The sequence below is a fragment of the Rhizobium sp. BT04 genome, assembly GCF_030053135.1.
GTDB classification, from domain to species: Bacteria; Pseudomonadota; Alphaproteobacteria; order Rhizobiales; family Rhizobiaceae; genus Rhizobium; species Rhizobium binxianense.
In genome coordinates this window covers 456,664-482,131 of record NZ_CP125652.1, presented here as the reverse complement: position 1 = coordinate 482,131, position 25,468 = coordinate 456,664, and the positions used below count along the sequence as shown (strand labels likewise).

Genomic DNA, 25,468 nt, shown 5'->3' with positions numbered 1-25,468 from the left:
ATTGAGTCTTACAGTTCCGGACTGCCGATATCAGAATTGGTTGTTGATGCCAAACTTGAAGTTCTGCGTCTTGTCGAAGTCTTCCTTGAGAACCGGGATCGCGTAATCCAGGCGCAATGAACCAAAGGGAGACTGCCAGACAACACCGAGACCGACGGAAGCGCGCAGAGAAGCGTCTTCGCCATCGATGCCGTCACCCCTCAGGTCAACGTCGTTGCCGAACAACGTGCCCGCGTCGGCGAAGACCGCGCCGCGCAGGTTGAAGTCACGCGGGAAGCCCGGCATCGGGAAGGTCGCTTCGGCCGACGCCGTGAAATAAGTCGTACCACCCAGCGGATCGTCGTTGGTGCCGGAAACGCGCGGGCCGATACCCTTGTTTTCGAAGCCGCGAATATCACCATTGCTGAGGGTGAACTGGTCGAAAACATTCAGGTGCTCCCCGAAGCCGACGACATAACCCGCCGAGGCCGAAACCGAGCCGATGATATCGGCATCGTCGGCGAGCAGGTGATAGTAACGGGCCTTGCCGTAGATCTTGTAGAACTGTGAGTCGCCGCCGAGGCCGGCTATTTCCTGCGTCGCCGTCGCATAGATGCCTTCGCGTGGCAGGACCGTATCGTCGAGGGTGTTATAGGTCAGCGTCTGCGAGATGGAAGAGCGCGTCCAAGGGCTGTCCTCGACGAGGTGCTGATACGGAGCGGACAGATCAGAAAGATCGTTATTGTCAGCGTCGTACTTCATCTGCTTGTAGTTATAGCGGAAGGTCGTCGCCAGATCCTCGGTGATCGGCGCGGTGACGCGCAGGACGACGCTGGTTTCCTCGTAATCGTAGTTGTCATTGCTCGACGTTTCGCTGTGGTTGACGTCGAAGCCCGCCGCCAGGCGGTAGCCAAGGAAATAAGGCTCAGTGAAGCTGACGCCGTAGGCGCGCGAACCTTCCTGACCGCCGCCAGCCGAAATGCGGATGTATTGACCCCGGCCGAGGAAGTTCTTTTCCTCGATCGAGGCTTCCAGCAGCAGACCATCGCCGCCGGCGGCATAACCCGCGCCGACACCAAACGAACCCGTGGACTGATCCTGCACGTCGACGACCACCACGACACGGTCCGGGGAGCTGCCCGGCTGGGTGGAGATATTGACGGAAGAGAAGTAACCGAGCGCTTCGAGGCGGCGCTTGGCCTTGGTGATCATCTGCTGGTTGAAGGCGTCGCCTTCGCTCATGTCGAATTCGCGGCGGATCACGTAGTCGCGCGTGCGGCTGTTGCCACGGATCTCGATGCGCTCGACATAGGCGCGCTCGCCCTGGTCGACCAGGTATTCGACACCGATCGTATTGTTGTTGAGGTCGCGGTTACCGCGCGGCGTGACGCGCGCAAAGGGATAACCGGCAGAAGCAACCTGATCGGAGATCGCTTCGATCGACTTCTGCACTTCCTTGGCGCTGTAGACGTGGCCTTCTTTCGTGCGCACGAGCGGCTGCAGCTGATCGGAGCCGACTCCTTCGACTGTGGACTGAACAGTCACCGGTCCGAAGTCGTAACGCTGGCCCTCCTCGATGTTGAAGGTGAGCGTGTACTTGTTGGTCGCGTCGTCGAAGGTGGCATCGGAAGAGACGATGCGCATGTCGGCGTAACCGCGATTGTAATAGAACTGGCGCAGCGCTTCCTCGTCGGCATGCAGCTTGTCTTCGTTATAGACGTCCTTGCGGGTCAGGAACGAGAGGAAGTTCGAACGCTTGGTGTTGATGACGGCAGCCAGGCGGCCGGCGCTGTAGGCATTGTTGCCGACGAAGTTGATCGAATCGATCTTGGTGCGGTCACCCTCGTTGATGACGAAGGCAAGGTTGACGCGGCCTTCGCCGAGCGGCACCACCTGCGTCGTCACTTCGACCTCGCTGCGGCCGGTGGCGGCATAAGCTTCCTTGATCGACTGGATGTCGGCCTGGATCTGGGTGTCGCTGTAGGGGCCGGCAGCGTGGGTCTGGACGATCGTCGCGAGCTTGTCGTCCTTGATCTTGCGGTTGCCGTTGAAGACGACCTGATTGACCAGCTGGGCTTCCTGGACGTTGACGACCAGCGTGCTGCCAGAGACCGAGATCTTGACGTCGGAGAAGTAACCCGTCCCGTAGAGCTGCTTGACCGAGGCATCGATATCGCTGTTGGAAAAACTCTTTCCGGGAGCGATGGTAAGGTTCGATCGGACGGCTTCCGCGCCGACACGGCTTGCACCGCGCACATCGATGCGCTGGATAACCGCGGCCTCAGCGGCCGTAGCGGAAACGAACGTCAAAGCACCTGCGCCCGAAGCAACAACACTAGCAGACAGCGCAACCGCCGATACTGCGTTCAAAAACTTTGAACCAGCCTTCATTTCACCTATTACCTTTGTTTCCCTCGTCCCCGTTGCCGGGAGAACCCGATTCCGGTCACGTGTGTCGTTTTACCCGCTTTTGACATACAAGCAAGCGAGGCCGTTAATTTCTGTTTACTTCATTTGCAAGCGTGACCCATTCGCCACTACAGCCTTGAAACATCGTAAATAAATAGTAATTCCCATGCCTTGCTCGTTTACCCTATCCACGAGCCGATGTCGTTCCAGGTCGTGAAAACCATCAATGTCAGTATCATCGCCAGGCCGATGCGAAATGCAATTTCCTGGGCCGCCGAGCCCAATGGTTTCCCCCTCACCGCCTCCACCGCATAGAACATCAGATGGCCGCCATCAAGTACCGGGACCGGCATCAGGTTAAGCAATCCTATCGAAACCGACAGCATGGCGGCAAGCTGCAACACTGCGCCTATACCAAGCGTCGCCATCTGGCCCGAAGCTTGCGCCACGCGTATCGGTCCACCCAGTTGATCGGCCCGCATCGTTCCGGCGAAGATGTTGCCGATATATTTGAAGGTGCCGGTGACGATATCCCGGGTCTGGATTACGCCCTCACGCAGCGCCTGGAGCGGCGTATAGGTTTGCAGGCGGAAATTGCCGGCCTGCTGGTTGGTGACGATGCCGATCTGGCCGAGCTCGATCTTGTTGCCGAACTGGTCCGTCTGGTCGACGCGCTCCGGCACCATCGGCAAGTCGAGCTTCTGGCCGGCGCGCTCGATCGTCACGACGATCTTCTGGCTGGGGCGGATGCTGACATAGCGGCGCACGTCGTCGAAGGTCTCGACCTTGCTGCCGTCGATGGCGACCAGGAGATCGCCGGGAAGGACACCGGCGGCGGCAGCGGCGCCCTCCGGCTTGACCTCGGCGACAACAGGATCGGCGATCGTGCGACCATAGACAGAGAAAAGAATGGTGAAGATGGCGATCGCCAACAGAAAATTGGCGATCGGGCCGGCCGCAACGGTTGCAGCGCGTTTCCACAGCTTGGCGCCGGCAAAGGAGCGCGCCCTGTCCTCCTCGGACATGGCGGCGATCCCCTCGCTGTCGGGCTTGCTCGAGGCATCCTCGTCACCGAAGAAACGGACGTAGCCGCCAAGCGGGATCACCGAAATCTTCCACCGCGTTCCATGGCGGTCGGTGAAGCCGAATAGTTCCGGGCCGAAACCGACGGAAAAAGCAAGGATGCGGATACCGCTCCAGCGCCCGACGAGGTAATGACCCATCTCATGCACGAAGACGAGCAGCGAGAGCACGAGGATGAAGGTGACGATATTCCCCATCAGGAATGCGTATATACCGGCCATCACGTCCATGAGTTCCTTCCGTCGGGCTGCCGCGTCATCAGAGTCCGAACAATGCCGCTCCGAGCGAGGTCATTTCGGCCCCCTTTATCAGGGAAAAAGCTCCAGCAAGCAAGAACGCCGAAAAACAGGCAAAAATCAGTCCGTCGACACGGTCCATGACACCGCCGTGACCCGGAATGAGACGGCTTGAATCCTTGACGCCGAATTTTCGCTTGATGAAGGATTCAAACAGATCTCCCGACTGGCTGCAGACCGAGAGAACGAGTGCTGCGCCGGCGGCGATGATTTCAGCGCCCGGAATGAGAAAGTGGATAAGAACGACGCCGGCTGCGACCGCCGAAACGGCACCGCCGATGGCGCCAGACCATGTTTTTCCCGGCGAGATCGAAGGGGCAAGCTTCGGCCCGCCAAGCGCCCTGCCGACGAAATAAGCCAGGATGTCGGTTGCCCAGACGACGGCAAAGACGAAGAGCATGGCGTAAAGACCGGGCCGGTCATCGCTTCTGATCGCGGCGAGCGCCAGGCCGGTGGCGCCGGCATAAAACAGGCCGACCGGCAACCAGCGGCTGGTGCCGTGCAGGATGATCAGCGCTATGCCGACGGCAGTAACGCCGACCACCATACCGGCGGCGAATTCGAAATGGCCGACAAGCACCAGGGAGGCGATCGCCGCCTGGCCGATCCAGCCGACAGCGTTGGCGACCCAATCACGCGCGATGCCGGTTATTTTCGACCACTCATAATAGATCAACAGGCCGATCACGGCAGCCAGGATGCGGAAGGTAAACCCGCCATACCAGGTGGCAACAAGAACGATGACCGCCAGAATCAGTCCTGAAACGATGCGGAGCTTCAATTCCCTCTGCATCAGGTGCCGACCGCGGCAGCCTGCGACGACAGGCCGCCGAAGCGCCGGTCGCGAGAGGCGAATTTCTCGAGCGCCTGGCGGAAGATCTCGGGGCTGAAATCCGGCCAGTATTCCGGAAGGAAGATGAATTCCGAATAGGCGGCCTGCCAGAGCAGGAAGTTCGACAGCCGCTCCTCGCCGCTGGTGCGGATGATCAGATCCGGATCGGGAATACCCGCCGTGTCGAGACGGGCGTCGATCAATGCGGGGGTGATGTCCTGGGCCCGCAGGCGGCCTGCCTCGACGTCCCTCGCCAGGCTCGCCACAGCCCGGGAGATCTCGTCGCGCGAACCGTAGTTGAAGGCGATGACCAGCGTCAGCGCCGTATTGTCCTTGGTCGTTTCCTCAGCCTCGAGCAACAGGCCGAGAATGTCGCTGCGCAGGCTGTGGCGGTCGCCGATCACCTTGATGCGCACGTTCTGGCGATGAAGCTCGGCAAGGTCACGCCGGATGAAAGCCTTGAGCAGACCGAGCAGATCGGAAACCTCGGCCTCCGGCCGGCGCCAGTTCTCAGAGGAGAAGGCAAAGAGGGTCAGATATTTTATGCCGACGGCACCTGCGGCGCGAACTGTCTCGCGGACCGCCTCAACGCCCTTGCGATGGCCCATCGTGCGCGGCAAGCCGCGCTGCTTGGCCCAACGGCCATTGCCGTCCATGATGATGGCAACATGCTCTGGCACAGTCACAAATACAGTTTCCGACATTTCCCGTCCGGTCTTTCCAGGCAAAGGCACAGATCCGCTAGACCTGCATGATTTCCTTTTCCTTCTCGCCAAGCAAGCGGTCGATTTCGGAAATCGTCTCGTCCGTCATCTTCTGTACACGTTCCGACTGCGCCCTGCCCTCGTCCTGGCCGATTACGCCATCCTTTTCGGCCTTCTTAAGGCCGTCCATGCCATCGCGGCGAACATGCCGAATCGCGACCTTGCTCTTTTCCGCATAATCATGAGCGACCTTGACAAGCGACTTGCGGCGCTCCTCATTCAGCTCCGGCAGCGGAATACGCAGGTTCTGGCCGTCGACGATCGGGTTGAGGCCGAGATTGGATTCGCGGATGCCGCGCTCGACGGCGCTGACCATCGACTTGTCCCAGACGGAGACCGACAGCATGCGCGGCTCGGGGACAGTGATGTTGGCGACCTGGTTCAGCGGCATGCGCGAACCATAGGCCTCGATCGTGACCGGATCGAGAATGTTGGCCGAAGCACGGCCGGTGCGCAGCGACGCGATGTCGCTCTTGAATGCGGAAACCGCGCCGTCCATGCGGCGCTTCAGTTCCTTGATGTCGATACCTTCACTCATGTCGATGCTCCCGTATAAAGCGCGTCGCGATCTTTCAGATTCGCTTGCCGCGCTTTAAGTCCTGGTTCTACGCATGTCGTTTTCGCAAAACCGCTGCACACTTTTGCGCGACCTGCTCTAGAGCATGATGCCGAAAAGTATCAGCGTCTTTCGAACGACATCATGCTCTAACTATTTAATGTAGAACATGATTCAGATTTTAGGCCAAGCGGGCCCAAGATCATCATGCTCCAGCGAGGGCTGCGCCTGATAAAGCGGCGCAGCTTATATCAGTTGTCGGAGACGATGGTCTTGAGGCCACCGCCCGTCAAGATTTCAGCAAAACCGCCTTTCTCGTGGATCGAGAAGACAATGATCGGAATGGAATTCTCCCTGGCGAGCGCGACAGCCGCAACGTCCATCACCGCCAGTCCCCTGTCCAGCACTTCCTGGTGGGTCAGGCGGTCGAGGCGGGTAGCATCGGGATATTTCTTCGGGTCGGCGGTGTAGATGCCGTCCACCTGCGTGCCCTTGAAGATCGCTTGCGCGCCCATTTCGGCAGCGCGCAGTGCGGCGGCGGAATCGGTGGTGAAGAAGGGGTTGCCGGTGCCGCCGGCAAAGATCACCACGCGTCCCATCGACAAATGATAGAGGGTTGCGCGCTGCGAAAAGCTCTCGCAGATCTCCGGCATGGAGATGGCCGACAGCACCACCGTATCGATGTTCAGCTTGCGCAGCGAGGTCGCCAACGCCAGCGCATTGATGATGGTGCCGAGCATGCCCATGTGGTCGCCGGTGACCCGGTCGCCGCCCTTGGACGCCACCGCGACACCGCGGAAGATATTGCCGCCACCGACGACGACTCCGACTTCCACACCCATATGCCTTGCTTCGGCGATATCGGATGCAATGCGGTCCGCCACCGCGACATCGATGCCGAAACCCTGGCTACCCATGAGTGCTTCGCCGGAAGCCTTGAGTAGAACGCGTTTATAGACAGGCTCTAAAGACATCTTGGCTCCTCGTAAATTGCCGTGAATGCCCGATACACGAAGGGCATCGCGTTGTCACGCGATGCCCTTCTTGTTTTCCCAATTATGGCTGGAAGATCAACCCTTGACGGCAGCGGCGACTTCGGCTGCGAAATCGGTCTCTTCCTTTTCGACGCCTTCGCCGAGCAGCAGACGGGCCATGCCGGCGACTTCGATCGGTGCGCCAACAGCCTTTTCAGCGTCCTTGATGGCAGCTGCGACCGTCAGGTCCGGATTGATGACGAAAGCCTGCGAGAGAAGGGCGACTTCCTCGAAGAACTTGCGCATGCGGCCTTCAACCATCTTCTCGATAATGTTGTCGGGCTTGCCGGAAGCGCGCGACTGCTCGATGAAGACATTGCGCTCGCGCTCGGCGACGGCGGCATCGACTTCTTCCGGGCGGATCGCCAGCGGCGCGGTTGCAGCGATGTGCATGGCAACCTGGCGGCCGATCGCGTTCAGGGCTTCCTTGTCGCCGGTCGACTTCAGCGCGACGAGAACGCCGAGCTTGCCGAGGCCGTCGGAAACAGCATTGTGGATATAGGTGGCGACGACGCCGTCCTCGACGGAGAGAGCGACTGAACGGCGCAGGTTCATGTTCTCGCCGATCGTTGCGATCGCATCCTTGATCGTGTCGGAAACGGACTTGCCGGATGCCGGGTAGGTCGCAGCCGCAACGGCTTCGACGGTGCCGTCTGTGGAAACGGCGACCTTGGCGATGCCGCGGACGAGATCCTGGAAGGCATCGTTACGGGCGACGAAGTCGGTTTCGGAATTGACTTCGACGACGACGGCCTTGGTGCCCTGGCTCGCAACGCCGATGAGGCCTTCGGCGGCAGTGCGGCCGGACTTCTTGTCGGCCTTGGCGATGCCCTTGGCGCGCAGCCAGTCGATCGCCGCTTCCATGTCGCCGCTGGTTTCGGCAAGAGCCTTCTTGCAGTCCATCATGCCTGCGCCGGTCTTTTCGCGCAGTTCCTTCACCATTGCAGCCGTAATCTCGCTCATTAGCTTCCTCTTGTCGGTTCAAACGGTGGACCGCAAAGCGCGGCTCGGCACCGGATTGAGGCACGAAATGTACCTGTATGTATGACAGCGTGATGAAGACGCGTCATAACGAAACTTGTTTGGCGAGGCTTTGCGCCCTCGCCCTGAAACAGGCAAGGCCGCCGAACTTCGATGAGTCGCGAGCGGCCTTGCCCCAGTCTCTGTAAGCTTTGGCGGAGCTTTCGATCCGCCCGCTTTCATCAGCCTTCGGCTGCTTCCTCGAGAGCCGGCTCGACCGGTACTTCAGAGGATGCGCCGAGATCGCGGCCGGAAGAGCTCTGCTGACGCGCGATGCCGTCGATGGCAGCGCGGGAGATCAGCTCGCAGTAAAGGGCGATAGCGCGCGACGCGTCGTCGTTGCCCGGGATCGGATAGTCGATCAGGTCCGGGTCGCAGTTCGAATCGATGATGGCGACGACCGGGATGCCGAGGCGCTTGGCTTCGTCGATCGCGATCTTTTCCTTGTTGGTGTCGATGATGAACATCAGGTCCGGCGTGCCGCCCATATCGCGGATACCGCCGAGAGCCTTGTCGAGCTTTTCGCGCTCGCGCTCGAGGTTCAGGCGTTCCTTCTTGGTGAAGCCCTGGGCTTCGCCGTTGAGGATCTCATCGAGCTTGCGCAGGCGCTGGATCGAGTTGGAGATCGTCTTCCAGTTCGTCATCATGCCGCCGAGCCAGCGCGAGTTGACGTAGTACTGGGCCGAACGCTTGGCGCTGTCGGCGATGATCTCGGACGCCTGGCGCTTGGTGCCGACGAAGAGAACGCGGCCGCCGCGGGCAACGGTGTCGCTGACGACCTGAAGGGCGCGCGACAGCATCGGAACGGTCTGGGCCAGATCGATGATGTGGATGTTGTTACGATCGCCGAAGATGTACGGCTTCATCTTCGGGTTCCAGCGGTGCGTCTGGTGGCCGAAGTGGACGCCTGCTTCGAGAAGCTGGCGCATAGAGAAATCGGGCAATGCCATGCCTTTTTATCCTTTTCCGGTTGAACCTCCGCAAGGCGAACAGCATCCTCTTCGAAGATGCCACCGGGCGGAACGATCCGGATTTCTCCCGGACAATCCCATGCCTTACGTGTGGAATGGTGGTGCCCATACATTCCGTTCGGCATAAAAGCAAGGAAAACATTCCATTCGGCATAAAAACACGGGTCATGCCGAAGATCCGGCCGGCTACCCTGCCCTTCCCTGTCCTGCAATGCCGCCACTCAGCTTGCCAGCGTCGGCAGCAGCGACAGCATGACACCGGCATCGGGCATCGGCAGGACGGCATCGACCTCGGTCGGCAGCAAGCCCGATATGGCGCCGTCGGCATTGCCCGTGACAGCTCCCAGGGGACCGCGGAACCCGTGCCTCGTCCAGGCGAGCTCCTGCAGCCGCGGGCTCACCAGCGCTTCGATCAGCCGGTTGGCGTTCTCGTCGACAACGATCAACGGATGCGCGGAATAGACGGTCGGGCGCGGATAGAGCAGCACCGGCTTTGCGCCGGGGCTCGTCTTGATGCGGTCCCAGCGCACGGGATCGGCAAGGATCCATTCGACCAGCTGGTTCTCGTAGCCGACGATCATCGGTTCTCCGCCGAGGCCGCCGGCCAGATACTGGTCGAAAAGCTTGCCTGACGACGGCGACTTGAAGCCCATGTTGCGGAAGATCGCCTGCACCTTACCGCCGAACGTGGCAAGATCGCCTGATGTCGCGACATTGCCGCTGAAAAGGCTGAGCACCAGGCCTGAGAACATGAAGCCGGAATTGGAGCGGTTGGGATCGGTCGAGACGATGCGGGCGCGGCCATAGAGCGAGTTGACGCCGAGTTTCGACCAGTCGGCGCCGGCAAGGATCGCATCGAGCAGCGCCTTGAGATCAAGCTGATGATGACCTTCGTTGCTGATCGTCACCAATCCGGCTTTCATCAGCCCATCGACCACGGGCTGCCAGGAATAGACGACGATCGGCGTATTCAGCACGACGCGGTCGTTGCGGATGCCAATGCCGTTCTGCCTGGCGATATCGACCATGATCGAGGAGGACGGCCAGAGGAATTGCGGATGCTGCGACAGCAATGCCTGTTCACGCACCATCTCGACGGAGCCGGCGACGCGGCTGTCCACCGTCAATCCGTAGGCTCCGAGCGCCTTGATGACGTCTGAGTCGGCGAGGAAGGCCTCCTTCTCGCCGCCGACGAAGCCGAACAACGTCGTGCGGGCGCCGAGCAGCCCCTGCAATTCCGGCCGATCCCGGACGGCGAAATAACCGCCGGTGCCGACGACGCCGGCTCCGAGCAGTCCCACTCCAAAGGCGCGACGAGAAAGGGCCATCAGCGTCCGATATCCTCTTTGAGCGATGCCTGAATAAGGCGCAGATCGGTGTCAAGCGTGCCGAGCGCCTCGTCGACCAGGCTGTCGGCATAATGGACGAAGGCCTCTTCGAGCTTCACCAGCACGGTGCGGACCTCCTCCAATTGCTTGGGGTCGGGGACGCGTTTGGCCTCTATGACGGCAAAACCTTCCGCCACCTCGGCCGCACGCGGCAGATAATAGGAGAGGAACCGCCGCACGGCATTGGCGCTCTCCGGCTTGGCCTCGACCTTGCGAAAGACATCGGCGGCGATTTCGGCAAGATGGCGGACTGCGGCTGCCATCTTCCGATCGCTGATCGTGTCGGCGGCGGTCTCCAGCCTCTCGGCAAAGGGAACGGCGGCTTCCAGCAGGTCGCGGGCAAAGGCGATGCGTCCGTTGCCGATGCTTTTGATATCGATACCTTCGAACAGCCGGCGTGGCGCCAACAGAATGACGAGGCCGGCAAAGACCAGAAGGGCGATGATGGCAGCGATCCAGAAGGGCATGCCGGCGACAAAGCTCAAGAGCGGCACGGTGATTGCCGCCACCAATCCCGCCACGATCCAGTTGCCGTCATTGCCGAGCCAGTTGCGCATGCCCGTCCTAATTATAACCGCGCGCGGTGCGGAAGGCGGTGGCGAGATCCGAACCCCCGTCGAACACGCGCGCCGAGGTCAGCTTGGCGAGGCTGTCGAGCTGGGTCTTGTCGGCATCGCCGAATGTGATGCCGAAGATCGGCACATGCGGTTCCATCGCGTTCCAGTCGCGCATAAAATCCTGGCTTCGATCATCGGACTTGCCATCGGTCATGATGACGATGGCAGGCAGATAAGTCGAGGGCCTGTCGGTTCTGGCGATCTGCTGCAAGGCGCGTTCGGCGCAATCATACATATTGGTGCCGCCATTGGCCTTCTGCCTCGAAATCTCGTTCAGCAACGCTTCCTGCTCCAGCGGGTTTCCGCTCGCCGTGAAAGTATTGCGCACGCTGCCGTCGAAAGGAATGACGATGATCTGGTCGGCGGGCGACCATTGCACCAGCACCTTGCTCGCTTCGTCTGGAGTCAGCAGGAAGCGCATCGCCTTCTGCAGCTGGTCCTCGCCGTCACCCTGCATCGAGCCGGAAAAATCGAGGCAGAGTGCGGTCAGCGACGGTTTGCGCAGCGCCGACTGATAAAGCGTGAGCGCCTGGCGGATGACACCCGGCTCCGGCATGCGGATCGCCGTCACCAGCCGGGCCGGATCGAAATTCCAATTCGGTTCCGGTTTGGCGGTAACGCCGGTCAGCGGGATGCGCCGGCCGGTATCGGCGATGCGCTGCTGCACGGGGGCCGAACGGAGATAGGCGAGCAGATCATTGAAGAAGGTCTGGACTTCGGGCCCACGACCATGATCGACGAAGCCGAGCGGCGAATCCGCCATGGCCACACCGTCGGCCGGATAGATCGCGTAAAGCGGCTCCTGCGACAAGGCAGCAAGCTTGTCGTTGGTCTCCTTCAGGACAGCCTCGTAATTCCACATGGCGTCGTAGACCGTGCCCTTGCCGGCGGATTCGACATAAAGATCGGCAAGCCAGCCGGAAGAGCCGGAAGAGCGCACGACACCCGACAGCAGCGACCGGACGCTCTCCTGAACGTTTTTGTCGTCGAGATCGCCGGGTTCGATCACCGGCTTGTTGCCGAGTGCGCTCGACAACATGGCAAGATAGGCGCTGGCGCCCGAGTTGGATTGCGTCGCCGAGGTCATCAGGAATTTCAGCGATCCGTTTTCGACGGCGGCGAGAATGTCCTTCATGAACACATCCCTGCCGATCCAGCCGAGCTGCTGCGCCTTCGACTTGCGCACACCCAAGACCACCGGCGTCTGGGCGATCGAGGTCAGGCTCTTGACGCGGCGCCTGGTGTCGAACATGTCGACCCAGACGCTGGAGGCCGGCCAGACCGCATCCTGCTCGACGCCCTGATCACTCTGCAGCGCCAGGCCGATATCGAGCGTGCCTTCATATTTGAAGGTGCAGGTGGCGTTCTTCTGCTTGCAGAATTCCTCGACGATCGGCTGCAGAACAGTGTTCTCCGATCCCGACACGATCGAAAACTCCGGCCCCTGGCCGAAGAGATTGCAGCCGGCCAAGGGCAACGCGGCAAGAAGCGCCAGGCCAGAAAGCAGTGCTCGCATCGTCATCCTGCCGATCACGCCTGGGTCATCGCCTTCTTGAGTTCGACCGTCATCTGCTCCATCTGCTTTTCGGCGAGCCCCCGCTTCCGACGCCCCTCCTCCTGCACCTGCAGCACGCCGGATATGGTGTCGATCAGATCTCTGTTTGCCTTGGCAAGCGTGTCGATATCGACGATGCCGCGCTGCGATTGCTGCTCGATTGCGATCGCCTGATCCTTCATCATCTCGGATGCCTGACGGATCATGTCATTGGTCGCGTCGGTCACCGCTTTCTGCAGCTCGAGCGCCGATTTCTGCCGCGTCAGGCCGAGCAGGATCACCATCTTCTGCTTCCAGGCCGGCACCGTCAGCGCCGACGTCGCCTGCAGGTTCTCGATCAGCGTCTCGTCGCCCGCCTGGACGATGCGGATCTGCGGCAATTGCTGGATGCCGAGCTGGCGGGCCTGCTGCAAATAGAAGACCCGCTTTTCCAGCCGGTCGAGCGCCTGCAGGCTGTCCTGATAGGTCTGTGCCTCCAGCATGCCGCCGCCGGGGCCGGTCGCTGCCGCTTCGGCTTGCGCCTTCAGCCTCGGCAGATCGACGTTGCGAAACCGCTCGGCGAACGTCTTGCCGGCCTGAACATAGGCCTCGAGCCGCATGATCGATTGCTTGGTTTCCTCGTGCAGATCGTCGAGCAGCGCGATGTCGCGCCGCAGCGTATCCTTATGGCGGTCGAGCTCCAGGCCGATCCGGTCGATCTGGCCGGCGACGTCCTCAAACTCCGCCTTGAACCGTTCCAGGCGCGCCTTGGCGGAGAGGAATATGCGGCTGAGAAAACCCTTATCCTTCAGCGACGCCGGATCGAGGCTCTTCGACTTCAGGATGATGTCTGTCAAGAGACGGCCGATCTCACCGAGATCCTTGTTGCGAACCTCGCGCAGGATCCTGTCGGCATAGTCGCTGACCGACTGCTGGGCGCGGTCGCCATAGACCGAGATGCCGGCTCGGTCGGTGATGTCGATGCCATCGGATATGCGGGCAATTTCCGCCGGGTCGGCAGCGACAACCGGCAGGGCGGTGTTTTGAACAGTCGCGAGATCGGTATCGGCCATCGGTAGGGCTTTCCAGGCTGCGGGCACAATCGTCTGGAAGCCCATTTTCGCAATAAACGGGCCCCATCGTGATGGACTGGCCGCTAGGATCGCACCGACCCGAAAAACAGGACGACAGAAGGCGACTCAATCATCGCTGGTCGCCGCACCATAGTGAACTTTATGCTACAGTTTTATGACAGTCGAAAAACCGGTGCGCCTATTTGCAAACCTCAGCGCTGCGATCGAGCAGTTCCAGCTTGGCGAGCTTGCCCGTGAGGACGAAATCGCCGTAATCCATCGTCAGGTCGCGGGTGATGCCGTTCTCATAGAGCTTGAAGGACATGCGGTAGACCGGCAAGGCATCCGATTTCGCATTCTCGTTGAAATAGGCGATCGTCACCGGCCAGAAGGCCGTTTTTGAGAAGGCGCCGGCATTGCCGGCATCGGCCTCCTCAGCAACCGGCGTCTGCTGCTTGCCGACGATCGTCGTCGTCACCAGCGATTTGTCGCCGTCGTCGGAGCCGTCGAAGACACGCGCCTCGAAGAAGCGCTTGCCGTCCTTGGCGTTCTGGATCACGTCGAGCATATGTTCCGTGGGAAAGCGGCTTTCGGCCAGCTGCAATTCGCGGCTCGACGGCTGTTTGAGATCGACCTTGACGCCATCCGGCTGATCCTGAGCCGCACCGTTAACCTCCTTGTCGAGCTGTTCGTCGGTGAAGGATTTGGTGTCGAAGGTGAACTTGCCGTCCTTGAGATTCTCGAAAGTCTTCGTCTGCTGGTCGCTGACGCGGACGCTGTCGCCGGTGTCGATCTGCGTCACGAAGCGGAAATTGGTGGTGAAGCCCTGGCAATAGTTGCCGTCGAACTCATAGACCATGCGACCGTACATGCCGGCGATGCCGGAGCGGTCCGACGCATCCTTCAGTTCCAGATCGTAGACCGCGCGATGTGCGACGAGGCCGGTCGCGATCGCAGCGCTTACCGCGGGCGCAGCCGCCCATGCATTGGCGGAAACGCTGGCGAAAAGCAGAGCGACAAGACCTGATCGGAACATTCATTAACTCCTGTTGGACTCGGTCGCGATGTTATAAGAACGCTTTCGGCCAAATCGAGGCTCGAACCTGTCATATTAAAGATTCTAGTCTTGATGCATAATTTTTGAAACATTGACAACAAAAGCGGAGACGAAAATGTCCGATGAAATTACATCACGCCTGACTGAGATGGGGATAACCCTGCCCGAAGCAGCAGCACCTGCTGCAAATTACGTTCCCTACGTCATCAGCGGCAATCTTCTCTACATCTCCGGCCAACTGCCACTCGAAGGCGGCAAGGTCGCCGTATCCGGCCATCTCGGCAAGACCGTCGACGTCGCGAGCGGCCAGCGCGGCGCCGAACTCTGCGCCATCAACATCCTTGCCCAGGCGAAGGCAGCACTTGGCGGTGATCTCGGCCGCATCCGGCGCGTCATCAAGCTGAACGGCTTCGTCGCCTCGGCGCCCGACTTCGTCGAGCAGCATCTCGTCATCAACGGCGCTTCGAACCTGATTGCCGGCGTGCTCGGCGAGGCCGGCAAACATGCGCGTGCCGCCGTCGGCATGGCCGCCCTGCCGCTGAACGCCGCCGTCGAAATCGATGCTATCATGGAAATCGCAGAATGACCAATGCGGCCTGGATCAGGGACCTGCCGGTCGCCCACCGCGGCTATCACGACCTCAACCGCCTCGTCTGGGAAAATACGCTTTCGGCCTTCGCGCGCGCCGTCGAAGCCGGCTTTGCGATCGAGTGCGATCTGCATTACGCCTCCGACGGCGTACCGGTCATCTTTCACGACGAGGACCTGCAGCGCCTCTGCAATCTCAATGGCGACATCCGCGAGCGCACCTCCAGGGAACTCGGGCTGATCGCCGTCGGCGGCACGAGCGACAAGGTGCCGACGCTCCGCCAGCTCCTCGATCTCGTCCAGGGTAAGGTGCCGCTGGTGCTGGAACTCAAGGGTCGGGAGGCCGATGACGAAGGTTTTGCCGAAGCCGTGCTCGAGGTGCTTCAGGAGTATCGGGGCAAGGTGGCGCTGATGAGCTTCGACCATTGGCTGCTGCGCGACCTGAAAGCGCTTGGTTCCCCCTACCCGCTCGGGCTGACCGCCAACGGCAATACGCCGGAGGAGTTCAGGACGCATGCGGATGCGATGGAGATCGGTCTCGATTTCATCTCCTATTATTATGACGAGCTGCCGAACGCCTTCATCACAGCTCAACGCGAAAAGGGCATTCCCGTCATTACCTGGACGGTGCGCGACGAAGAGGCGCGCCAGCGGACCTTCGCCAACGCAGACCAGATGACCTTCGAAGGTTTCGACCCGCGTGCGGTTTGACGCTCGCTTTTTGGCCAAGATCATGCGCAGACTGAAACAGAGCCGAGACCACCCTCCCACAGGCTTCGCATCTGCCGCATGACTGACGAACTATCCATTCGCGTAGAACGCTCCTTCACCGCGATTTCCCCGGAGAGCTGGTCCAGGCTTTCCGGGGCGTCGAAGACTGGCAAGACGCTTGCCTACAATCCCTTCGTTTCGCACGCCTTTTTGTCGTCGCTGGAGGAATCCGGCTCGGCCGCCGCCGAGACCGGCTGGCTCGGCCACCACCTGCTGCTCGAGACCGACCGCGGCGAACTGATCGGCGCCCTGGCCGGCTATCTCAAGAACCACAGCCAGGGTGAATATGTCTTCGACCATGGCTGGGCCGATGCCTTCGAGCGGGCCGGCGGGCGTTATTATCCCAAACTTCAATGCTCCATTCCGTTCACGCCGGCGACAGGCCCGCGTCTTCTTGTCGCCGAGGGCTTGCAGCGGCTGCCGATCCAGAGCGCCATTGCCGAAAGCCTAAAGGAAGTCGTGCGCCGGCTCGGCATCTCCTCGGCCCATGTCACCTTCGTGCCGGACGAAGAGATCGGCGTCTTCGAGATGGACGGCTATCTGCACCGCACCGACCAGCAGTTTCATTTCATCAATGACGGCTATGCCGATCACGAGGCGTTTCTGGAAACGCTGGCCTCGCGCAAACGCAAGGCGCTGCGCAAGGAGCGCCGCGCCGCCCTCGAAAACGGCATCAGCATCGACTGGCTGACCGGCCGCGACCTGACGGAACGCATCTGGGATCAGTTCTTCAGGTTCTACATGGATACCGGCGGCCGCAAGTGGGGCCGGCCCTACCTCACCCGCAAGTTCTATTCGCTGATCGGTGAGCGCATGGCCGACGACATCCTGCTGGTCATGGCCAAACGCGACGGGCGTTATATCGCCGGCGCGATCAACTTCATCGGCGGCGATACGCTCTATGGCCGTCACTGGGGCTGTATCGAGGATCATCCCTTCCTGCATTTCGAGGTCTGCTATCACCAGGCGATCGACTTCGCTCTTTCGAAAGGGCTGAAACGGGTCGAGGCCGGCGCGCAGGGCGAACATAAGCTCGCCCGGGGCTACCTGCCGGTGACCACGCATTCCGCCCATTATGTCGCCCATGCCGGCCTTCGCCGGGCGATCGGCGATTATCTCGCCCGCGAGCGCGCCGATGTCGAACATATGAGCGAGGTGCTCACCGAGCACAGCCCTTTCCGCAAGGGCGAGCGCCAGCAGGAGGATTGACGCCGCCCCGGCGGCCGCGTTACCCGATCAATGAGGACATGAGGAGATTTCGCGATGACCAGCCCGGCCGACTATGACGACAACAACATCTTCGCCAAGATCCTGCGCGGCGAAATCCCGTCGCACCGGATCTATGAGGACGCGCATACAGTCGCCTTCATGGATGTGATGCCGCAGGCGCCGGGCCACGTGCTCGTCGTTCCCAAAGCGGCATCGCGCAATATCCTCGATGCCGATCCAGCCACCCTCGCCCATGCGATATCCGTCGTCCAGAAGATCGCTGTTGCGGTCAAGGACGTCTTCGACGCCGACGGCGTGTTCATCGCCCAATTCAACGAACCGGCGGCAGGACAGACGGTGTTCCATCTGCATTTCCACGTCATCCCGCGCCATGAGGGCGCAGCGCTCAAGCCGCATTCCGGCAAGATGGAAGATGGCGCCGTGCTTGCCGCCAATGCCGAAAAGATCAGGGCGGCACTGGCGTAAGGTCATTCGGCCGGCGCTGGTCGCACCCTCATGCCGTTCAGTTGCAGCAGAACCGCGAAAGCCGCCATGCTCAGCCCGCCGAGAACCGCGAACGTCGCCTGCGCCCCGATAGCGGCCATCAGCGCCGCTATGCCAGGCGGGGCGAGCGCGTTGATCAGGTTCATCGGCAGGGCGATGGTTGCCATCGCCGCCGCATAATCGGCCTTCTCGAAGAAAACGAGCGGCATCGTCGCCCGGGCCACGGCAAAGGCACCGCTGCCGACCCCGAACAGGAAGAGGTACCCACCCACTGACAGAATGCCGGCGCCGCCGATCCAGATCACAACCAGTCCCATCGGGATCATCGCACCCGAGACAATTGCGCTGGACAGTCCGTCCCATTTCCGCCCGCCCAGAAGGTCGATCACACGCCCGCCGACCTTGAAGACCCCAAGGAGCGAGGCGATCGCGACGGCGCCGGCAAGGTCCGTCCCCATCGACTGCAAGAGTTTGATTCCCACAGCTTCGACGCCGAAGGTGACAAAGCTGTTCAAGGCGATGGCGGCGACCAACAGGACGAAGACAGGTCCCCACCGCCCGCGTCCCGCCTGAGCGGTCTTGGCGGTCGCAGCCTCGGTCGTGGGCAGGCCGAACCGAACCAACGGGCAGACAATCAAAACCATGACGCCGGCATAACAGACGAAAACCCCTCGCCAGCCGATCAGATGGTCGAGAAAGGCGGTTATGGGCCAGAAGACGCTGCCTGCCAGACCTGTCACCAGCATCAGTGTTCCAATCAAGCTGCGCGCCCGATCCTCCGCATATTCCGCGACATAGGCATAGGCCGCGGTCGTCAGGAACATCGCGCCTGCCAGCCCGGTCAGCGCCCAGGCGACCCAGAAAACCGGCAGGCTGGGAGAGAGCGCGAGCAGGCCGAGACCCAGCCCGATCAGGCCCGCTCCCGCCGCCATGACCCGACGCGTACCAAACCGGCGAAATGCGCGGCCGGCAAAGGGCGCGGCGAGCCCCATGGCGACAAACATCACCGAGGTTCCCAGAAAGACCGACGGCAGTGAGGCTCCGAAGTCCGCCGCCACCGGCGTCGCAATCACGGGCAGGACGCCGACTACGCCCCAGCCGGTAATCTGGGTCAATGCGAGAACAAACAGGACAAGGAAATGACGTTGCATTCGTTCATCCGTAGGTCCGCCACGATAACACCCGCAAAGGCGCAGCTTCACCCCACGGAGTTGACATCCAGGTGATCAATAATAGAGGCAGGGTGCCTCGCCTGCGGGAAGCGCAAAACCGTCGCAAAAGTCGGCAACAAACCACCGGCTTGGCTATGATTTTTTCAGGAGCGCCGATTGTGTCGCGCGGGGCAGATTGCGCGACAGGGCAGCCTTACCGACTGTTATTGCCTGGTGTCCTGATTGGCGCGTCCGTCCAGACCTGTACCTCAATGTATCGTTCGAATTCACGTAGATGATAATCGGCATAGGCGGCGCTATCATCTGCATCATCTCGTGGAAGACCATATTTGTTGATGATCTCCTCCAATTCTCCGATGCGAAAGACCTTCTCGTGATAAGGACGCGGAGGATCGGGCGGCAGGCCGAAGTTTGGCCCCAACCTCATGGATACGCAGCTGTCGGGATAGGTGAAGCTGATCGTCTCAGGCTTAAACGCGCTGAGGGGAAACTGTACGTTGCCGGCTTTGGGATATAGGTTGGCAAACCAGTTCGACCTGCCGAGGACAAAATAGTGAGGGGCGCTTCGTTCTGGTTTCCCTCCTGTTTTCTCAAATAAGTCCTTTAGCTTGGCTTCGGTCTGCCGACGATAGTCCATATAGACACGACCGAAAATCCGCTTTGAGCCGGCTGCTCTACGCTGCGAGAGCCGGGCAATGATCATCGGCAGTTCGCCGTCAGAAGCATCGCTGAGACTTTGAAACGGCGGATCTTCGACAGGGTGATAGTGGGTGATGAAATCAGGAATCATGACCGCCTCCGAAAAGAAAGTCAGGAATGATCCGGCTATGGACGTTCAATCAAGGGCGCGAGTCCATGCCAGCCATAGGCGACTTCAAGCAGGACGGCGTTTTCGCGCTTCTCCTCTTTCTCGGCCACCACCTGACCACCCAAGTATCGGTAGAATTCCCGAGCGGCTTTGTTGTCGCGCAACACCCACAAGGCCGCAGCCTCAAACTCACGAGACCGAAGTTCCATCGCCATCTCATGCATCAAGGCTAGACCGAACCCCTTTCGTTGCTGTGATCGAAGCATATAGATCGCGCTTATTTCTCCATCAAAACCTAGCTCCCTCAAGTGAGAATCGCGCTGGCGGCCACATGCACCGAAACCAACGACGGAGCCGGTGTCCTCGACCGCGTAAACCGAAGTTTCGGCAAAGGCAGATGGGTCGCTCAGTATTTTGGCCCACATGGCAGACCGGACCTCTACCGACAGGCCATCGAGCATGTCCCTGGGCAAGAGATCGTCGTAGGTCTCCTTCCATGCGGCGACATGAACCGCGCCGATTTTGCCTGCGTCGTCTATCGTGGCTTTACGCAACATTTTCACAGCTCATGCTGAAATCTACGATTAGTTTAGCGACGGGCTCACGATGGAATGCAAGGCCGGCTCAGCCGAAGAAAGGTCCCACAACGAAAAAGGCCGCGGGTGACGCGGCCTTTTCCATTCTGTGAGGAATCTCACTTCTTGCGCGGAACCTTCGGAACCGTGCTTCCCTTCTTCGGGGCATCGCGGACCTCAGGCTCGGCCTGCGGCACGGTCTTGGCGCGGGCCTTGGGCGCTGCCTTCGTCTTCAGCTCGCCATCGCCCTCATCGTCGGTTTCGGGATGCACGACCTCAGCTTCCGGCTTCGGCTTGATCGGCGCCGTATCCGGAATGGCTTCCAGCACGATACCGGGCTTGCCGTCTTCCTTCGGACCGACAGTAACGTTGACGACGCCGCCCTTCTTCAGCTTGCCGAAGAGGATTTCGTTGGCCAGCGGCTTCTTGATGGTGTCCTGGATGACGCGGGCAAGCGGGCGGGCGCCCATCTTCTCGTCGTAACCCTTTTCCGCCAGCCAGGCGATCGCATCCTCATGCAGGTCGAAGGTGACGTTCCTTTCGGAAAGCTGCGCCTCCAACTGCATGATGAACTTCTGCACGACCTTGTGGATGACGGCCGTCGGCAGCGCCGCAAACGGGATGATCGCGTCGAGACGATTGCGGAACTCCGGCGTGAACAGACGGGTCAGCGCCTCCTCGTCCTCGCCGGTGCGCTTGGACGAGCCGAAGCCGATCGCCGCCTTGGCCATCTCCGAAGCGCCCGCATTGGTCGTCATGATCAGGATGACGTTGCGGAAATCGATCTTCTTGCCGTTATGGTCGGTGAGCGTGCCGTGGTCCATGACCTGCAGCAGGATATTGTAGATATCCGGATGCGCCTTCTCGATTTCGTCGAGCAGCACCACGCAATGCGGGTGCTGGTCGACGCCATCAGTGAGAAGACCACCCTGATCGAAACCGACATAGCCGGGAGGTGCACCGAGCAGACGCGAAACCGTGTGCCGCTCCATGTATTCGGACATGTCGAAGCGCAGGAGTTCGACGCCGAGCGACGAGGCCAGCTGCTTTGCCACCTCGGTCTTGCCGACGCCGGTCGGACCGGAGAAAACATAGGAGCCAATTGGCTTGTTCGGCTCGCGAAGGCCGGCGCGCGCCAGCTTGATCGAGGTCGAAAGCGCTTCGATGGCGATATCCTGGCCGTAGACGACCGAACGCAGTTCCTGCTCGAGATTGGCAAGCACCGCTTCATCGTCCTTGGAGACGGTCTTCGGCGGAATGCGCGCCATCGTCGCGACCGTCGCCTCGATCTCCTTTTCGGTGATCAGCTTGCGGCGCTTCGACGGCGGCAGCAGCATCTGGGCCGCGCCCGTTTCGTCGATCACGTCGATCGCCTTGTCCGGCAGTTTGCGGTCGGAAATGTAGCGGGCCGAGAGTTCGACGGCCGACTTGATCGCATCGTTCGAATACCTGAGATGGTGATACTCTTCGAAATAGGGCTTCAGGCCCTTCATGATCTCGATCGCATCATCGATCGACGGTTCGCTGACGTCGATCTTCTGGAAGCGGCGGACCAGCGCCCGGTCCTTCTCGAAGAACTGGCGGTATTCCTTGTAGGTGGTCGATCCGATGCAACGGATCGCGCCCGACGACAGGGCCGGCTTCAGCAGGTTCGATGCATCCATCGCACCGCCCGAGGTGGCGCCGGCGCCGATCACCGTATGGATCTCGTCGATGAAGAGCACGGCACCCGGATATTCTTCCAGTTCCTTGACGACCTGCTTCAGGCGCTCTTCGAAATCGCCGCGGTAACGCGTGCCGGCCAAGAGTGTGCCCATGTCGAGCGAGAAGATCGTCGCATCGGCGAGCGCTTCGGGAACCTTGCCTTCGACGATGCGCTTGGCAAGGCCTTCGGCAATCGCCGTCTTGCCGACGCCGGGATCACCGACATAGAGCGGATTGTTCTTCGAACGGCGGCACAGGATCTGGATGGTGCGGCTCACCTCGGCGTGACGGCCGATCAATGGGTCGATCTTGCCGCCCTTGGCCTTCTCGTTGAGATTGACGCAATAGGCCTTAAGGGCGTCCTGCTGCTTTTTGGGACCGCCCTCTTCCTCGCCGCCGCGCGCCGTCGGCTTGCTGCTTTCGGCTTCCTCCTCGGCGCCGCGCGGCGGGCGTGCTTCCGAAGCACCCGGGCGCTTGCCGATGCCGTGGGAGATGTAGTTGACGGCGTCGTAGCGGGTCATCTCCTGCTCCTGCAGGAAATAGGCGGCATGGCTTTCGCGTTCGGCAAAGATCGCGACGAGCACATTGGCGCCGGTCACCTCTTCGCGGCCGGAGGATTGCACGTGGATGACGGCACGCTGGATGACGCGCTGGAAACCGGAGGTCGGCTTCGAATCCTCGTCATAACCGGTGATCAGATTGGACAGTTCATTGTCGACATATTCGACAAGCGTCTTGCGCAGCGCGTCGAGATCGACATTGCAGGCCCCCATGACCGCGGCCGCATCGGCATCGTCGATCAGGGCGAGCAGCAGATGCTCGAGCGTCGCATATTCGTGGTGCCGCTCGTTGGCAAAGGTCAGTGCCTGATGGAGCGCCTTCTCTAAACTAGGCGAAAATGTTGGCACGTTCAGATCCTCACTTCTTTTCCATGACGCATTGCAGCGGATGCTGGTGCTGCCGGGCGAAGTCCATCACCTGGCTGACCTTCGTTTCCGCTACCTCGTATGTGAATATTCCGCATTCGCCGACGCCGTGGTTATGGACATGGAGCATAATGCGGGTGGCACTTTCACGATCCTTTTGAAAAAAACGCTCCAGAATATGGATGACGAATTCCATGGGAGTGTAGTCGTCATTCAAAAGCAGCACGCGGTAGAGGTTGGGCTTCTTGGTCTTCGGCTTGGTGCGTGTGATGACCGAGGTTCGATTTCCGTTCTCCCCGTTCCTTTCGCTATCGTTCTGCATCCGGATCGGCTTTGCGATCATTGTCATTCATTCCTCAAGCAATCCGGCGGAGCATGGGAGGGTGCTTTTCCCGCCGAATATCTGAAACACTAACTTAGTTCATAATAGGCCGATTTTAAGCCCCCTGTCAGTCACTGCAATCAAGAAATGGCCGGCATGCACGGGAAAGACCAAAAAAGTCCCCAAAGCATGTCGCGCAACGCCGTGCAGCGATTTTGCGGCAACGACATGCGTAAAACCAAAGACCTAAAGCGCGAAGAGCGAATCCGAAAGATTGCGACGCGCTTTAGCCGATCCATGCGGACGCTGCGGCGAAAGTGGAAACAAAAAAGACCGGCTACAGATGCGTAGCCGGTCCCGGTATTTCAATATATAGCGCAGGTTGCGCTAATTCATGCGGCTGCAGACGTTGCCGGCTGTGTCTGCCGGGGTGTCTTGGCGACGGCAGTGGTGATCGGCGCCTCATAGGGCTTGTAAGCGGATTTGGCGAGATCGGCATACATTTCGCCGAGTTTCGTCGTCTCGGAAACCAGGCCTTCGAAATACGCCTTGACGTAGTTGGTCTGAAGTTCGAAAGCGGCTTCGAAGCTCTTGACGCTGGCCAGCGTTTCGAAATGCGTCACCGCGTCCTGAAAGGATTTCTTTGAATAGTCAGCGGCTTCGGCGGCGATCGCCTGGAATCCCCTGGTCGTGTCGGAATAGGTTTTCAGCGCCGTATCGACGGCTTCCTTGCTCTTCCGGTTTGCATCGTCAAAGTTGAACATGACCGTCCTCCGTTGGGCTGTGGGATGGCGGCAGGGTAGCTGCAACGCACAAAGAGTCAAGTAGTCTTGTGCGCCGCAAAACAGCCAAAAGTTGTGCTACAATAATAACACAGAGAATGCGCGCCGGGGCACGTACGTCTTTAACTGATTTTGCTAATATATATCAGAATGCCACAACCGGAAGCTTCAAAAAAAATTTTGTTCGGCAGCGAAAAAATAAAAAAAACCGGGCGGAACGCGCCGCCCGGTCTCTTGAAGCAGTCGGGTGCGATCAAAGATCGACGTCGAGGATCGCCATCGAAAAGTTGTAGGAGCGATCGCCGTCCTCGTCATCGATATAGACGACGCCCAGAAATTCTTCGCCGAGATAGACTTCCGCAGAATCATTCTTGCGCGGACGCGCCTTGACGACGATCTGTGGGTTCAACATGCGTTTGAAATAGGCGTCGAGCTTCTTGATTTCTTCTGGCTTCACTCTGTCATCTCCGTAAACGGTCTTGATTGGCCGCTTCTTGCACAGGAAAAGCAGCGGTGTAAAGGCAAGGGTTGCCGCTTGGCGATTTCTGCCCCGCTCCGGTTCCGCCGACTTTACCTATCCTTTTTCCAACAGGCGCTCAGATATCGGCGCCGATGACCTGATCCATGTTGCGCGACGGCTCGGAACAGCCGGCTTCGCCGACGACCTTGGCCGGCACGCCTGCGACCGTCTTCTTGGGCGGCACCGCCTTCAAGACGACGGAGCCGGCGGCGACGCGCGAGCAGTAGCCGATCTCGATATTGCCGAGGATCTTCGCGCCGGCGCCGATCATGACGCCGCTGCCGATCTTCGGATGGCGGTCGGCGCCCTCTTTGCCGGTGCCGCCGAGTGTGACGCCGTGCAGGATCGAAACGTTGTCGCCGATAACGGCCGTCTCGCCGACGACGAGGCCGGTGGCGTGATCGAGGAAGATGCCCTTGCCGATACGGGCAGCGGGATTGATGTCGGTCTGGAAGACGCTGGAGGAGCGGCTCTGCAGATAGAGCGCGAAATCACGCCGGCCGCGATTCAGCAGCCAATGGGCCAGACGATGCGTCTGCAGCGCGTGGAAACCCTTGAAATAGAGCACCGCCTCCATGAAGCGCAGGCAGGCGGGATCGCGGTCGTAGATTGCCTGGATATCGACACGCAGGATGGAGCTCCATTCCGGCCAGTCGAGAAGCATTTCCTCGAAGGTCTGGCGGAGCAGGTTCGCCTGCATGTCGGGATGATCGAGACGTTCGCAGATGCGGTGGATGACGCATTCCTCGAGCGAATGATAGTTGATCACCGTCGAATAGAGGAAGGCGGCGAGAACCGGGTCCCGTTCGGCAGCGAGCCGGGCTTCCTCGCGCAGGCTGTCCCAGATGGGATCCATCACCTTCACCGGATGGCCTGTCTCAAAAGCACGGATGTCAGTCTTTGCGACCATCGCCGCTCTCCTCGTTGCCATCAGGAATGCCGTTTTCGGAATGCCAATATATAGAGGAAAACGC

Annotated in this window: 25 protein-coding genes; 4 read left to right on the top strand and 21 right to left on the bottom strand. The window is 60.3% G+C overall.

The genetic code is table 11. The annotated features are described in order from the left end of the window. Nucleotides 1-30: 30 nt before the first annotated feature. The 13 genes from bamA to QMO82_RS10850 form a co-directional block, all read right to left on the bottom strand. On the bottom strand, nt 31-2,370 hold the full coding sequence (gene bamA / locus QMO82_RS10910) for an outer membrane protein assembly factor BamA (protein ID WP_183607455.1): 2,340 nt from the start codon (nt 2,368-2,370) through the stop codon (nt 31-33). 197 nt (nt 2,371-2,567) lie between these two features. Further along, nucleotides 2,568-3,701 carry an RIP metalloprotease RseP gene (gene rseP / locus QMO82_RS10905; RefSeq protein WP_183607456.1) on the bottom strand — a complete coding sequence of 378 codons (1,134 nt, stop codon included), beginning with the start codon at nt 3,699-3,701 and terminating at the stop codon, nt 2,568-2,570. A gap of 28 nt (nt 3,702-3,729) precedes the next feature. Beyond that, nucleotides 3,730-4,560: a phosphatidate cytidylyltransferase gene (locus QMO82_RS10900; RefSeq protein ID WP_183607457.1), complete on the bottom strand. Its 831-nt coding sequence runs from the start codon at nt 4,558-4,560 to the stop codon at nt 3,730-3,732. Then, nucleotides 4,560-5,303, bottom strand: a complete 744-nt coding sequence (locus QMO82_RS10895) for an isoprenyl transferase (protein WP_183607458.1) — start codon at nt 5,301-5,303, stop codon at nt 4,560-4,562. Before QMO82_RS10895 ends, QMO82_RS10900 begins: the two co-directional genes overlap by 1 nt. 37 nt (nt 5,304-5,340) lie before the next feature. Beyond that, nucleotides 5,341-5,901, bottom strand: a complete 561-nt coding sequence (gene frr / locus QMO82_RS10890) for a ribosome recycling factor (protein WP_097625357.1) — start codon at nt 5,899-5,901, stop codon at nt 5,341-5,343. A 269-nt stretch (nt 5,902-6,170) separates the two neighbouring features. Beyond that, a complete protein-coding gene (gene pyrH, locus QMO82_RS10885; RefSeq protein ID WP_003573378.1) occupies nt 6,171-6,893 on the bottom strand; it encodes a UMP kinase in 723 nt (240 codons plus the stop codon). 96 nt (nt 6,894-6,989) lie between these two features. Continuing rightward, nucleotides 6,990-7,916, bottom strand: coding sequence for a translation elongation factor Ts (gene tsf / locus QMO82_RS10880; RefSeq protein ID WP_183607459.1), 927 nt, complete (start codon nt 7,914-7,916; stop codon nt 6,990-6,992). Nucleotides 7,917-8,155: 239 nt separating this feature from the next. Beyond that, nucleotides 8,156-8,923, bottom strand: coding sequence for a 30S ribosomal protein S2 (rpsB, locus tag QMO82_RS10875; RefSeq protein ID WP_003573382.1), 768 nt, complete (start codon nt 8,921-8,923; stop codon nt 8,156-8,158). A gap of 242 nt (nt 8,924-9,165) precedes the next feature. Continuing rightward, the gene (locus tag QMO82_RS10870; protein WP_183607460.1) at nt 9,166-10,272 is read right to left on the bottom strand and encodes a substrate-binding domain-containing protein; all 1,107 of its coding nucleotides are present in this window, start codon (nt 10,270-10,272) and stop codon (nt 9,166-9,168) included. Next, nucleotides 10,272-10,889, bottom strand: a complete 618-nt coding sequence (locus QMO82_RS10865) for a 5-bromo-4-chloroindolyl phosphate hydrolysis family protein (RefSeq protein WP_183607461.1) — start codon at nt 10,887-10,889, stop codon at nt 10,272-10,274. Before QMO82_RS10865 ends, QMO82_RS10870 begins: the two co-directional genes overlap by 1 nt. A gap of 7 nt (nt 10,890-10,896) precedes the next feature. Further along, the gene (locus QMO82_RS10860) at nt 10,897-12,465 is read right to left on the bottom strand and encodes a substrate-binding domain-containing protein (protein ID WP_183607706.1); all 1,569 of its coding nucleotides are present in this window, start codon (nt 12,463-12,465) and stop codon (nt 10,897-10,899) included. A 14-nt stretch (nt 12,466-12,479) separates the two neighbouring features. Continuing rightward, nucleotides 12,480-13,556: a toxic anion resistance protein gene (locus QMO82_RS10855; RefSeq protein WP_183607462.1), complete on the bottom strand. Its 1,077-nt coding sequence runs from the start codon at nt 13,554-13,556 to the stop codon at nt 12,480-12,482. A 199-nt stretch (nt 13,557-13,755) separates the two neighbouring features. Next, entirely contained in the window at nt 13,756-14,592 is an 837-nt protein-coding gene (locus QMO82_RS10850) for a cell envelope integrity EipB family protein (RefSeq protein ID WP_183607463.1), read from the bottom strand. Between the two features lie 136 nt (nt 14,593-14,728). On the opposite strand from QMO82_RS10850, the gene QMO82_RS10845 reads away from it, so the two are divergent. From QMO82_RS10845 to QMO82_RS10830, 4 genes are all read left to right on the top strand, one after another. Continuing rightward, nucleotides 14,729-15,199 carry a RidA family protein gene (locus tag QMO82_RS10845; RefSeq protein WP_183607464.1) on the top strand — a complete coding sequence of 157 codons (471 nt, stop codon included), beginning with the start codon at nt 14,729-14,731 and terminating at the stop codon, nt 15,197-15,199. Continuing rightward, nucleotides 15,196-15,912, top strand: a complete 717-nt coding sequence (locus QMO82_RS10840) for a glycerophosphodiester phosphodiesterase (protein ID WP_183607465.1) — start codon at nt 15,196-15,198, stop codon at nt 15,910-15,912. The genes QMO82_RS10845 and QMO82_RS10840 overlap by 4 nt, the downstream gene beginning before the upstream one ends. A 78-nt stretch (nt 15,913-15,990) precedes the next feature. Next, nucleotides 15,991-17,181 (top strand): GNAT family N-acetyltransferase, encoded by a 1,191-nt coding sequence (locus tag QMO82_RS10835; RefSeq protein ID WP_183607466.1) that lies wholly within the window; start codon nt 15,991-15,993, stop codon nt 17,179-17,181. 54 nt (nt 17,182-17,235) lie between these two features. Then, entirely contained in the window at nt 17,236-17,667 is a 432-nt protein-coding gene (locus QMO82_RS10830; protein WP_097618856.1) for an HIT family protein, read from the top strand. Between the two features lie 2 nt (nt 17,668-17,669). Here QMO82_RS10830 and QMO82_RS10825 read toward each other — a convergent pair whose 3' ends face one another. The 8 genes from QMO82_RS10825 to cysE form a co-directional block, all read right to left on the bottom strand. Continuing rightward, nucleotides 17,670-18,836: an MFS transporter gene (locus tag QMO82_RS10825; RefSeq protein ID WP_183607467.1), complete on the bottom strand. Its 1,167-nt coding sequence runs from the start codon at nt 18,834-18,836 to the stop codon at nt 17,670-17,672. A gap of 214 nt (nt 18,837-19,050) precedes the next feature. Beyond that, nucleotides 19,051-19,647, bottom strand: a complete 597-nt coding sequence (locus tag QMO82_RS10820; RefSeq protein ID WP_183607468.1) for a hypothetical protein — start codon at nt 19,645-19,647, stop codon at nt 19,051-19,053. A gap of 35 nt (nt 19,648-19,682) precedes the next feature. Further along, nucleotides 19,683-20,222 (bottom strand): GNAT family N-acetyltransferase, encoded by a 540-nt coding sequence (locus QMO82_RS10815; protein WP_183607469.1) that lies wholly within the window; start codon nt 20,220-20,222, stop codon nt 19,683-19,685. A 137-nt stretch (nt 20,223-20,359) separates the two neighbouring features. Then, complete coding sequence (clpA, locus tag QMO82_RS10810; RefSeq protein WP_183607470.1) at nt 20,360-22,852, bottom strand: ATP-dependent Clp protease ATP-binding subunit ClpA; 2,493 nt, start codon at nt 22,850-22,852, stop codon at nt 20,360-20,362. A gap of 10 nt (nt 22,853-22,862) precedes the next feature. Then, nucleotides 22,863-23,213, bottom strand: coding sequence for an ATP-dependent Clp protease adapter ClpS (clpS, locus tag QMO82_RS10805; protein WP_037094677.1), 351 nt, complete (start codon nt 23,211-23,213; stop codon nt 22,863-22,865). 371 nt (nt 23,214-23,584) lie between these two features. Then, entirely contained in the window at nt 23,585-23,956 is a 372-nt protein-coding gene (locus QMO82_RS10800) for a phasin family protein (protein ID WP_183607471.1), read from the bottom strand. A gap of 271 nt (nt 23,957-24,227) precedes the next feature. After that, complete coding sequence (locus tag QMO82_RS10795) at nt 24,228-24,431, bottom strand: DUF3126 family protein (RefSeq protein ID WP_037094675.1); 204 nt, start codon at nt 24,429-24,431, stop codon at nt 24,228-24,230. Nucleotides 24,432-24,570: 139 nt separating this feature from the next. Next, the gene (gene cysE / locus QMO82_RS10790) at nt 24,571-25,404 is read right to left on the bottom strand and encodes a serine O-acetyltransferase (RefSeq protein ID WP_183607472.1); all 834 of its coding nucleotides are present in this window, start codon (nt 25,402-25,404) and stop codon (nt 24,571-24,573) included. Nucleotides 25,405-25,468: the final 64 nt, after the last annotated feature.